At 38.7% G+C, this 12,618-nt stretch carries 11 protein-coding genes; 3 read left to right on the top strand and 8 right to left on the bottom strand.

The features are described from left to right. Nucleotides 1–226: 226 nt before the first annotated feature. The 3 genes from PJ15_RS05725 to PJ15_RS05735 form a co-directional block, all read right to left on the bottom strand. Nucleotides 227–679: a hypothetical protein gene (locus PJ15_RS05725; protein WP_047428846.1), complete on the bottom strand. Its 453-nt coding sequence runs from the start codon at nt 677–679 to the stop codon at nt 227–229. A 225-nt stretch (nt 680–904) separates the two neighbouring features. After that, nucleotides 905–1,855, bottom strand: coding sequence for a LysR family transcriptional regulator (locus tag PJ15_RS05730; RefSeq protein WP_081402752.1), 951 nt, complete (start codon nt 1,853–1,855; stop codon nt 905–907). Nucleotides 1,856–1,975: 120 nt separating this feature from the next. Next, nucleotides 1,976–2,956, bottom strand: a complete 981-nt coding sequence (locus PJ15_RS05735) for an MBL fold metallo-hydrolase (protein ID WP_047428848.1) — start codon at nt 2,954–2,956, stop codon at nt 1,976–1,978. Between the two features lie 116 nt (nt 2,957–3,072). Between PJ15_RS05735 and PJ15_RS05740 the strand changes: the two genes are divergently transcribed. From PJ15_RS05740 to PJ15_RS05750, 3 genes are all read left to right on the top strand, one after another. Continuing rightward, nucleotides 3,073–4,017, top strand: coding sequence for a LysR family transcriptional regulator (locus PJ15_RS05740; RefSeq protein ID WP_047428850.1), 945 nt, complete (start codon nt 3,073–3,075; stop codon nt 4,015–4,017). 129 nt (nt 4,018–4,146) lie between these two features. Next, complete coding sequence (locus tag PJ15_RS05745) at nt 4,147–5,217, top strand: AraC family transcriptional regulator (RefSeq protein ID WP_047428852.1); 1,071 nt, start codon at nt 4,147–4,149, stop codon at nt 5,215–5,217. Between the two features lie 284 nt (nt 5,218–5,501). Beyond that, on the top strand, nt 5,502–7,091 hold the full coding sequence (locus tag PJ15_RS05750; RefSeq protein WP_052138556.1) for a M28 family peptidase: 1,590 nt from the start codon (nt 5,502–5,504) through the stop codon (nt 7,089–7,091). Nucleotides 7,092–7,444: 353 nt separating this feature from the next. On the opposite strand, the gene PJ15_RS05755 is transcribed toward PJ15_RS05750, so the two are convergent. The 5 genes from PJ15_RS05755 to PJ15_RS05775 form a co-directional block, all read right to left on the bottom strand. Then, complete coding sequence (locus PJ15_RS05755; protein WP_004770553.1) at nt 7,445–7,726, bottom strand: hypothetical protein; 282 nt, start codon at nt 7,724–7,726, stop codon at nt 7,445–7,447. A gap of 354 nt (nt 7,727–8,080) precedes the next feature. Further along, nucleotides 8,081–8,290: a hypothetical protein gene (locus PJ15_RS05760; protein WP_004770555.1), complete on the bottom strand. Its 210-nt coding sequence runs from the start codon at nt 8,288–8,290 to the stop codon at nt 8,081–8,083. A gap of 40 nt (nt 8,291–8,330) precedes the next feature. Next, entirely contained in the window at nt 8,331–8,924 is a 594-nt protein-coding gene (locus tag PJ15_RS05765) for a LysE family translocator (RefSeq protein ID WP_004770557.1), read from the bottom strand. A gap of 362 nt (nt 8,925–9,286) precedes the next feature. Beyond that, the gene (locus PJ15_RS05770; protein WP_004770558.1) at nt 9,287–11,005 is read right to left on the bottom strand and encodes an acetyl/propionyl/methylcrotonyl-CoA carboxylase subunit alpha; all 1,719 of its coding nucleotides are present in this window, start codon (nt 11,003–11,005) and stop codon (nt 9,287–9,289) included. Next, the gene (locus PJ15_RS05775; RefSeq protein WP_047428854.1) at nt 11,002–12,588 is read right to left on the bottom strand and encodes an urea amidolyase family protein; all 1,587 of its coding nucleotides are present in this window, start codon (nt 12,586–12,588) and stop codon (nt 11,002–11,004) included. Before PJ15_RS05775 ends, PJ15_RS05770 begins: the two co-directional genes overlap by 4 nt. Nucleotides 12,589–12,618: the final 30 nt, after the last annotated feature.

Raw genomic sequence — 12,618 nt, forward strand, 5'->3', positions numbered from 1 at the left:
GTGATGAATATTATCATGTTATGTTGTATCAATTGGCATAAAATTTAGCTTAATCTTAACCTAAGGCCTTCCCCTATCTTTCAATCTGATTCGACGAAAAATAACTTATTCAGCAAGCTTTTGTATTATTCATCGTGGTTCAAGCCATGATTTTTATAATATTTACAGCAAAAAGCATAACGATCTCATTTATCTACTAAAGAGATCCGCTGCTTATTCAATCAAATCAGATATTCTTGATTTCTTCTGCGAAGTCATCACTCCTAAAATAAGAGATAATTCTTTCGCCACTATGTTCATTTCGTATATCTAAAACGACATTTGGATCACTCTGGAACGTAAATTCAGGCGGAATATTGGCATGGATCGGCGCTAAGCGTTTTACTCCCCCTTCGGTAATCTTTTCAATAAAACCTGCAAGCCATAACACAAATTCATCTTTATGCTTGTAGCTCGGGATTAAACTGATATCCAGCGTCATGCGTCGATCTTTGAGTGGCTGCTCAAATCCGTCAACAAAATCAATATAGTTATAAATTAGCTTCAGATCTGTATCGACAAGTTCTTTACGGATTTGTTTAATAATGAGATTCAGACAATCTTGTTTATTGTCGGTAAATCTATCATTTTCCTTAAATTTCCGATAAATATTTTCAGAAATTCTTAAATATTGAGGCATTTCTATTTCCTTTAGGTGCAAGCTATTATTCTTATTTTGAGATGAAAACTATTTTTTAATTGTAAAGATTTCCACCTTACATGTAAGTAATACGAGAGTTCTGCAACCACCTACACATTTTTTAATAAAATTGGCTTTATTCATTTTATTATTTTTAGAGAAAACGCTAAGCAAATAATAGACTTAGAGCAAGTCTATCAATTACTTTGTAATGTAGCTTAAATATTAATTATAGGGGTTCTCTCGAAAGTAGAGTTGCTTCAAGATTTTTGAGAAATAACTCACCTTATCCAGATATTTCTTATCTGAGTAAATAACGCCTAGATTCAGGTTTACCTTAAAATCCTCTACCAAAACAGCCTCTAAATCATTGTTAGACTTCATATAATGATCAAAAAATGGTTTCGGCAATATACTTAAACCTTCATCATTTAAAATACTGTCCAATAAAAAATCTATTCCAAAGGCTTCTTTATTCACATCAAAACTTAACTGTTTTTCTTGTAAGACATCACTTAAAAGTTCTCTTAAGTAACATCCCTCAGGCGGCATGACCCACCCTTTTTTGCAGCAACTCTCTAAATCGCTATATTGTTTAACGCCTACATTTTTAGACACGATGACCAACGGTACTGCACCAATATTTAAAAAAGATAAATGCACTGGTAACTTGAAATTGGATGGCAACATGACAATCGCCAGCTCCAACTCCTTATTTTGCACCTGCTGGATCAGGCTTTGCGCTCTGCCCCCATAAATATCAAACTCTATTGAAGATTGAGCAAATTTATATTTTTCGTACAGGTACTCAGACAGACCATCCATCAAAGTAATTGAAATACCGACTTTTACTTTTTCCTTAGACAGTCCTATTTCCTGTTCATATACACTTTCCAGCTTTTCAAGTTGTCCAAGAATATAACGCGCCTTAAAATAAACTTTCTCTCCCAGTTGCGTTAATCGTAACGGACGACTTCTTCGATTAAATAGTTCTCCTTGCACTTTCTCTTCAAGCTGATTGATACGCTTGGTGATCGTGGATTGATTCACGTTCAACTCTTTAGACGTATCTGCCAAAGAAGAACTCTCGACAACATTGATGAAGGTTTCTAAATCTTTAATCTCTAACACTTTAATACTCATTAATTGCTTATGAAAATTTCGGATATTTCTCATGACTTCCTTATTGAAAACGTAAGAAAGCACATGAAAATTCGTTATCTTCAAGATAATGGTGCACTTAAATAAGATTAGAATCCGTGATTGGATACATCTTCCTATGAATGAGGATGGTAATTACCAGTTGCCTCTTCGATGGTTAGTCACCCACCGATACATTCCCTGAATATTTGGTATTTTCATCGTACTAAAACCTGTCCAGCTTTGTACTTCAGGACTAAATTTTACGTTTCGATAGAGTTGATCCCATGACTGTCCTGCACGAACCAAATCTAAAACTTGTTGATGTAAATCGATAATGTAATGACGGAGTGCAATCTGATCTGCACGTGTGGCGGGCGTATAATGCCCAACATCAATAATATCCACATCCTGATTGATCACCCAATTCAACGTATCAATCCAGCCTGTGTAATAAAAATCTAAAAAATCATTGTAAGGCATGCTCTTACTTTCGCAGACATCCGTACATTGCAACGCTTTATATTTTGGGAAAAGAACCATCACCATACTGTCGGAATGGCTAGGTGCAACATAATGTAGTAAGACTTCCTCACCTCCTAATGTGATTTTCATATCCTGATCAAAAACTTTATCGGGTAATGCAGTCGGTAATTTCTCTCCGACAATAGGTTCAACCGCGCGTTGATTTGCAATGATGGTTGCACCAGCATTTTTAAAGACCTGACCGCCACTGATATGATCCGCATGGGCATGGGTATATACCACATATTTCACAGGTACATTAAAGCGACTCTTGATCTCATCTTTTAACCAAGTAGATGTACATGTCATTGCTGGATCGATTACCAATGCACCTTCTTTGGTGATCAAGACAAGACCACTATGCACCGCTAGACCAGCACCTGTGGTATGACGATAAAGATTGCCCTTGACCTGTGTTAAAGCTCGGGGATTATCGGGACATGCAGCCGCAGTAAAATCCGCCAGCACGGGTCGATTCTGATATGCAGACTGATCAAAAGTTTTGCCATTATCATGGGCAGCAACTGAAGTGAATGCACATGACATCAAAAGAAACATAAAAACTTTATTTGTCAGTCTCTTACGCATCAGTTGATTTTTATATATACTCATTTATAAAAATCCCATCGATATACCTTTAAATAATTTAGCAACTTAAAGAAATTGACAGAACTCATAAAAATCACAATATACTGTTCTAAAAATAGCAACAATGATTTATAGGGCGAATGGAAAAACTCGACGATCTCTTATTATTTACTGAAGTTGTAGAACACGCAGGCTTTTCAGCAGCCGCGCGTAGCTTAGGCATACAACGCTCTAAATTAAGTCGACATATTGCTGATCTTGAAAATAGAATGGGCATTCGTTTGTTACATCGAAACACCCGAAATGTTGTATTGACGCCAGCAGGTGAACAGGTCTATCACTATGCTGTAGAGCTTAGACAAGCCGCACGCAATGCTTTTTCTGTCGCCTCAGACCTTTCCAGCACACCTCAAGGCACATTAAGGATCGGTTGCTCCTCAACGCTTGCTCAAGAAGCGATTGTTCCAATTCTAGGCTTGTTTATGCAGGAATATCCTCAAATACGAGTCATTATCCATGTCGCAGACAGCAATATCGATCTGATCAGTTCCAAGGTTGATCTGGTTTTTCGCATTACTTCCAAAGCGCTGGAAGACTCGAGTTTAATTGTACGTCCAGTCTGCGCGATTCCGATGATACTGGTCGCAAGTAAAAACTATAACAACGGTAAAGTCCAAGTAGAACATCCGAGTGAACTGATAGCCTTTAACTATATAACACTAGGGTTACATGAAAATTATGTATTAAAGGACTTTGTCCACAAAAATGGTGATGTCTTGAACTTGCAACTTGAACCCTATTTAAGCTGTGGAAATATGTCTGTTATAAAGTCTGCTGTTAAAAATGGAATGGGAATTGCTGTTCTTCCGCATTACTTATGTATTGATGAATTAAGAGAGAATCAGTTTATTGAAGTTTTTAGCGCTCACTCGCAATGGTCATCCCCTGATTCTTTAATGAATGCACTGCTTCCCACACGCCAAAATGTTTTACTCGTCACCAAACTCTTTCTGGATTTTGCAATGCCATTGCTGCGTAACAAACTTACTCAATTTGATTTTGATATAGAGAGTTTAAATACATAGACTTAAATCAATTTCACCGTGCGGATTCTCTGGCTTACAGAAAAAATGAAGGGGTTGTTTTGAGGTTATTGAACATATATGCGTCGTTATACTAAAACGATACTATAGATTCATATATTGCAGGGCTCCATGGAAATGAATTTATCTTCGCAAGAACTAGCAGTCGATAGTGCTGTTCTGGTCAGTTTAATCAAACATATTCTAGATAATGCGGCGATGTTTCAGACCAGCCGCTCAGCTTTGCTCCTTGCCAGTGGCCTTGACGAAAAATTACTGATTGATCCGAATGCCTGTATTCCCCTGTACTATCTGGAACGTATGGTGAATTACTGCTATCAGCTCAACCATGATCCTCTAATTAGTATCAAACTGCTACAACAACTCGACCCTACTGCTTACGGCGTATTGGGACATTTAGTACCACTAAGCGGTACATTGGGTGATGCCATCGAAATGATGCAGCGTTACCAGCAATTGATTGGAAGAATCGGTAGAATATCGCTAAAAAGAAAATCTAATCTGGTCTATTGGGGCTGGGATTGCAACTCCCAAGATCCGATCTTTGTGCGCTGTGCAACAGAATATAATCTGGGCTACTGGTCTATGCTGGTACGGCTGGTCAGGGACAATGGTTATCCCAATTTACTGGCAGTGCACTTTCATCATGAAATGACCGATAAAAATGATATTGCATTGTTAAGCATCTATGAGCAAACATTTCAATGTCCTGTCTACTTCGGCATGCCTGAATCAGCTCTCATTCTGTCAGATAAGGCACTCAACCTTCCACTAAAGACAATGAATGCTGCCTTATATGATAGTGTCGAGCAATTAGCGCGCAAACTTCTTGAACAAATGGCAATAAAAACCACCTTGATTGAACAGGTTAAGGCGCGTATTCGCCTGATGCTTCATCAAGGAAAATCTTCCAGAAAAATGATTGCAATACAATTAGGAATGAATGAACGAACTTTAAGCCGCAACTTACAACAAGAAGGTAAAACCTATAGTCAGCTTTTAAATGAAGTCCGTTTGGAACTTGCAGAAAATTATCTTCAAGACAAGAAAAATACAGTTGAATCAATTACTAGATCTTTAGGCTTTAACACCAGTCATTCATTTATTAGCTGGTTTCGCACACTAACCACTTATACGCCTGGGCAATATCAAAAAAATTTATTGATGTATAAAAAGAAATAACTCTAGCTCATGTATCAAGCTTAAGTTTGAGTCACACTATTTTCTTCTCTATATTTGCCCTAAAAACACAATGAGATGTCCTGCTTCCGTTATTTTGTCTTCTGTCATTTAAGCTTATGCTGGGTAGGCCTATCATTAGGAAATGATATAGATGCGTAAATGGATTGCAATCTATAAGTCTGGTGAATAGCCAACTCATTATTAGATCTTAGCCATCATCCTTTACAAATAAATTAAATTTTAAATAGCGCACATCCAATATGGAGAAAGAAATGAACATCAGGATGAATCAACGTTCATATCGCAAATTTGCCTCAGCTTGTCTATTGGGACTGTTTATTTCAGGTTGTGGAAATGATCATCAGTCCTCTTCGGACACCTCTCCTTCCAAAGATCAAGATTGGCCGACTCAAAGCCTGCCAGCAAGTGCAGCACTTAAGGTTGATGAAACACAATTCTTACCAACCCAGCTCATGCGTGAGTGGCATAAAGAACTCGATGCCTATGGTTTACGTACACCAGGTTCTGAATCACATGAAGCTTATACGCAGGATCTATATAAACGTTTGCAAAAAGCAGGGGTGAAAGATATACATCTTGAAGAAATCAAGATTAAAGTCTGGGAACCCACTTCATGGAATTTAGGGATTAGTTCTGGAATCAACCAATATGAAACCGTGAATGCATCTTATGTGCCCTATTCAGGCATTACACCCGCTCAAGGCACCACTGCTGAACTTAAATATTTAACACCAACTCAATTACAAAGCTTATTAACTGGGGCTACCTCTATTGAAAGTCTGGCAGCCGAGTATGCAGATAAAATTGTGCTTGTAGATTTTCCAACTCCCGCACTCACTGTAAACTTCTACGCCAATCGAGCAATAAGTACATACGACCCAGATCATACCCTCAACCCATCGGATCCCTATAAACGTTCAGCAAATGGCATGGGTTCTGTCATTAATCTGCTCAAAGGCTTTAAAGCAATTAATGCCAAAGGAATAGTATTTATTGCCAACGATGCAGGCAGTAAAGAACTTGCTCAAATTTATGCACCATTCTATGCCGAGGTTTATGGCTTACCAGGTTTTTATGTAGATATGGCAACAGGCGTCAAACTACGCCAAGAAGCCAATGCTAAGCATACTGTTCAAATTAAACTGAACGCGACAGAAAGAGAAGTGACGACCAAAAATATCATCGGTACCATTGCTGGAAAAAGCGATGAGCTGGTTGTACTGAATAGCCATACCGATGGTACAAATGGCGTTGAGGACAATGGACCAAATGCAGTCATTGATATTGCCCAGTATCTGACCCGACTACCTCAAAAGTCTTTAGATCGAAGTGTCATGATCATGCTGTCGACGGGCCATTTCTTTGCAGGCAGTGGCATCCGTAGTTTTCTGGATCAGCATAAAAATGATGGTATTGCGGATCGAATCAACGCTGCGATCACGATCGAACACTTGGGTATCAATGAATGGATTCCAAATGAGAAAGGTGTGCTCACTGCAACGGGTAAAAAAGAGTTTGGAGCTTTATTTACCTCTAATCAACCTGCTCTTGTCGAGTTATCAAAGCAATGGCCAGTCAATGCCAAAGCGGGTGCAACCTTTATCATGCCGCCATTACATCCAAATGGAAGCTATGCTGAAGATTCGGTCTGGCCGGGTGAAGGACACTATTTCTGGGGCGCGGGTGGTATTCCAACCATCAACTATCTCACAGGACCAGCGTACTTACTGAACTATGGTCTTGATACCGTAGATTTTGTTGATTTTGATTTGTTACATCGACAAACCGCAGCTTTTACCCAAATGACAATGGATCTAACACGCGTACCGCGTAGCGAATTACCAAGAAGATAAACCATTGCAAATTAAATAGTATTGAGTTTCTTCAATTATTCAATCTTAAAAATAAAAGGCATCAGATGATGTCTTTTACTATTTAAAGTCATCATTTTTATTGATGATTTTTAAAATCTTAGGCACTGTTATTTTTTATCTAAATAGCTTGAAAATTTACGGAATTGACAAAGGGATATCATTAAATAGAGCTTTGGATAGAAATGAGATACTGAGTAAAAAATCTAGACTTCTATTTTTAATTTATTCTTATTGAATTAAAATCTTGTTATTTATATTCTTTTAATGAAACAAGAATTTCATACCATTATTCAAATGTCCTCTTTCTATTGGCTTGTTTTATACAATATTGATTAGCGTCCCAAACATCTACACTCACCAAATATTTTATAAACAAGTTGCGCAGGTGCATCTAGCGGATAAACTTGTGTATCCTTAAAGTAAAGGATTAAACCATTATCCAGTACGGTCAAGATTTTGTTCTTTATTCTCAATATCACGCCCTTTTTGATTAAGCTATTTAGCTTACCGGCAATCACTTCATATTGATAAAAGGAAACAATCTGCCCTAATTTTAAAGTATTCGGATTAAACCGCTTATACTTTTTACATGTTTTACAAATCCATTCAATCATTAAAGACACCCTATAAAAAAGAGTGTTCATTATATAAAGACATCAACTAAAAAATTACCATTAAAACCATTTAAATTTAACAGTTAATGTATTTAATAAAAATCAGAAATAAGCCCATCATTAATTAATATAATTTCTTTATAAAAAACAACAAATCAAATACGCTTAAGTATCTTGTTTATTATATTTTTTAATTGCCAATAATTTTCGAACGCTTAGCTTCTAGGAAATAGGTAGATACAAATAAGAAAATTTAAATAATTCAATCGAATAATAATAGCAACAAAAAATTCCATGACTTTTGATCATGGAATTCATCTTATCATCGAGAATATAAGTTTCTCAGTAACTCAATTATAATTCCTCTATAAATCTATAGATACGACCATCTTTTGGATTTTCATAAAGAAGTTCCATATTTGGCAGAAGGATCTCTCCTTCAATTTCAATGTGTTCTATTCTTTTAAATAAAGGGATTTCTTGATCATTCGCCTTTCGAATTAAGGCAACGGCTATGTTTTCAGCCTCAAATTGATCCTTTACTTTGATTTTTATATTGTTCATCAAATAACTCCATTTTAAAAATTGAAAAAAGCTAAATAAATTAAAAAGATGTAATTGCCGAAAAAGCTAAAGGCATTGCAAAAAAAGTTAAAATAAAAGCAGCAGTTCGTTGCAAGTTACGTTGATTTAACCAAACGATTTTATTAGAAATCAACATGGTTCCAAAAGCAATCCATAAAAATGCAATTGGCGTAATCAGGGCTAAAAATGTTCCCATATGGATAAAATATTGATCTAGTTTCAACCATGCTGTATGTGGAAAGACGGCTGAAGCAAATAATAACGCTTTCGGATTAAGCAGGGTTGCAACAAATAATGCCTTAGATGTAATCAATGGCTGATTTAAATCTATTTGTTTTGTTGAGGTTAACCAAAGCTTTACAGCTAAATAAATAATAAAAACAGCACTAAATAGCTTTAATAACGGAGGCAACCACGGTACTAAATGGGAAACAGACTCCAGTAAAAATCCCCAAGTTGTAATTGCAATAAGATAGCCTAAAACCTCAGATGGGATTAATTTAAGTGAATGCTTTACACCAACCTGAATTCCAGATGAAGCCAATAATGTATTCGTTGGACCTGGTGTAAGTAAAATCGTAATGATCAAACCAATGAATAAAAATGACACCATAGGCAAATTCCTTTGCTAAGTTTGCAAGCGAATATCGCAAATAAAAACAAAGTTTGTCGACTAAAGGGTTGTAACGAAAAATGTAGATCTTCTTGTTAAATATTAAAAAACAATAAGTTAAAAGCAAAAACTAATCAGTTGAAACTTTCCTTAGTTCAGATAAATCTGTGATTAAAATCACAATTTAAAATTAAACTCTCTGCAATTTAGTTATATTTCACACAATATTTTGATTATTCAACAAAATTTAGCCTTATATCTGGTTATATATTTTTCTATTTCAAACAAATAGGGTGAATTCAGCCTGATAAAGCAGATTAGCATCATCAGGCCAAAAATTTTTGTAAGTTTATTAAATAAACTTAACGGATTGTGCCAATGATGCTATCTGCCTGACTAGTCGCGCCCTTCTCTACACTAATCTGAATAACGCCACTGCGATGCGCCAGTACTTGTACTTCCATTTTCATAGCTTCCATAATGGCAACCACTTGCCCTTCCGTCACTTGTTCACCATTTTCGACTTTCCAAGCGCTCATCACACCATTAATTGGGGCAAGTAAATGCTCGGCACTCACTTCTGGTTCAGCGGTTTGGGCTTGAACTGCGGTTGCTGGGCCTTGTGCAAACATACCTGCAGGTAAACCTAAACGATGTAACTTGCCATCAATTTCAATGTAGCTCAGCAACATCGGTTGTTGATGGTTCGGAATGCCGCGTTTAGTCGGTTTCAACTCTTGTTTAAAGTCATTTTCGATCCAACGCGTATGGACATTAAACTCATCGGTAAAATCAGGTTCATTGAGTACCGCACGGTGGAAATCTAAAACCGAAGCCACGCCTTCAATTTTAAATTGCTTCAAAGCACGTCTAGCACGAGCAATTGTAACTTCACGGGTTGGGCCAGTCACAATCAGTTTTGCCATGAGTGAATCAAAGTGGCTAGACACTAAAGAGCCAGTTCGAACACCTGTGTCGACGCGTACACCGTGACCAAACGGCGCTTCAAATAAACTCAACACACCAAAGGCTGGAATAAACCCACGCGCTGGATCTTCGGCATTAATACGAAACTCAATGGCGTGGCCTTGGGCTTTTGGTGTTTCTTTAATAGAAAGCACTTCACCTTGAGCCACACGAATTTGCTCAACCACCAAATCGACTTTTGAGGTTTCTTCGGTCACTGGGTGCTCAACTTGCAAACGTGTGTTCACTTCTAAGAATGAAAGTTTGCCATCACGACTCAGTAAATATTCAACTGTACCCGCACCCACATAGTTTGCAGCCTGACAAATGTTTTTTGCCGAGCTTAAAATTTGCTGGTAAATCTCATCGCTAATAAATGGCGCTGGCGCTTCTTCAACTAACTTTTGGTTACGGCGTTGCAACGAACAATCGCGTGTACCCAGTACCACAATATTGCCGTGCTGGTCAGCAATCACCTGCGCTTCCACATGGCGCGGTTTATCGAGATATTGCTCGACAAAACATTCACCACGACCAAAAGCAGCTTTTGCTTCTCGTACTGCCGACTCATAAAGCTCTTGAACTTCTTCGAGTTTCCACGCAACTTTTAAGCCGCGGCCACCGCCACCAAACGCAGCTTTAATGGCAATCGGCAAACCAAACTGCTTAGCAAACTCTAAAGCTTCATCTGCGTTATTGAGTGGATCTTGCGTCCCCTGAACCAACGGCGCACCCACCGAGGCAGCAATTTTACGTGCTTCGATTTTATCACCTAGTTTTTCAATGGTACTTGGTGATGGCCCGACCCATTTTAAGCCAGCATCAATCACGGCTTGGGCAAACTCAGCACGTTCAGATAAAAAGCCATAACCCGGATGCACCATCGTCGCTTTCGATTTTTTTGCAACTTCGATAATGGCTGGAATATTTAGGTAGGTTTCACTGGCAGTCGCACCAGCCAAGCCCCATGCTTCATCTGCAAGCTCGACATGCATGCTGCCAATGTCGTCATCTGCATATAACGCGACCGAAGCAATTCCCATGTCGCGGCAAGCATGAATAATACGAACGGCAATTTCACCACGATTCGCAATCAATAATTTTTCTGTATTCATCTTTCATTCTCAAAATCTGTAAATTCGGCAATTTTTTTAAATTTGATACGGCAACCTGCTGGAATCTGTGCCACCAAGTCCCAATGGTGTTTAGCAACAGAGCCAATGACCGGATATCCGCCCGTTAAAGGGTGATCATTCATAAACAAAACGGGTTGGCCGCTCGGTGGAATCTGCAAAGCACCAATGCATGTGCCTTCACTTTCCAGTTCATGGGTAATTTTGCGAGTTAAAGGCTCTGCACCTGAGAGTCTTAGCCCGACTCGATTGCTTTCATTGGTCACTAGCCATTCTTGCTGACAGAGTAGTTCAATACTGTCTTGTTCGAACCAGTCTGTACGCGGCCCCATTACAATATCTAGCTCAACGACTTCACCAGCTTGTGGCAAGTCGCTTTTACCCACTTCATTTACGCTAATGTTGGCTGCTTGAACCTGTCCTTTGTAAATGGTATCTCCAAGCTTTAAAGGCTCTGGCCCTAACACTGCCAAGCTGTCAAATGAGGCACTATTGAGTACTGGTTCAACGTCTACACCACCGCGAATTGCCAGATAGTTTCTTAAACCTGCTGTTGGTGGCTGAATTTGAAATTCATCGCCTTCATCTAAATCAATCGGTTGATAGCTTGCAAAGTCTGCGGTTTGACCATCGGCAAATTTCACACGAATGTTTGAAATAGCCCCAGCTACCGCAATAACGCCCGCATGCTGCATTTTGGCTTTTAAGCCACCATTTAAAACTTCAATGACTGGTGTATCGGTTGGGTTACCCACAATACGGTTAGCACTATGCATGGCAGACAAATCCATTGCCCCTGCAACCCCAACCCCAATATTGGTTTGGTTTAAACGCCCTTCGTCTTGAATAAGCATCTGTAAACTTGGCGCAGTAATCGTAAATAGTGGCACAGATTGTTTCGGCTCAACTGTACGCGTGATTTGCTGCGGTACAGCTACAGTGGTTGGCCGATGCGTAACATCTTCAAAATGAACGGTCATGCCCGGTAACAGCAATGCAGGATTTTTACGCTCTAAATCCCACATTTTTTCTGATGTTGTACCAATCAGCTGCCAGCCACCCGGACTGTCTTTTGGATAAATACCAGAGTATTTTCCAGCCAACCCCAAAGAGCCTGACGGTATCTTTTTACGTGGAACCGTTAAGCGTGGAATATCGGTAAAAGGCTTATCGGGACTGCTCATATACGCAAAGCCGGGCGCAAAACCAATAAAAGCGACATTCCACACGCTTTGGTGATGTTTTCTAATCACATCAGCAATAGACAGCCCTTGTAACTCAGCAACCTGAGCAAGGTCTTCACCGTCGTAACGAATCGGCACAATCACTTCTTGGTCGCTACGCTCAAATCCAGAATCAATTTTAAGGCTCTGAATTGAAGCAACCAGCATTTGAAAGTTGGTTTCGATCTCGTTAAAAAAAACCAAAATTGTTTTTGCAGCAGGGACTAAGTCTTTAATTCCATTCAATTGCGTATTTTGCAATTTATTGTACAACGCCAAAGTTTCTTCAAGGCTCGCAAGCTCAATCAGAAAACAATCGGCGTTTACCGATAAAAAACGCATTTGCTTATCCTTTTAATTCTTCTTTAGCTC

It is taken from the genome of Acinetobacter sp. neg1 (genome assembly GCF_000788125.1).
GTDB lineage: Bacteria > Pseudomonadota > Gammaproteobacteria > Pseudomonadales > Moraxellaceae > Acinetobacter > Acinetobacter vivianii.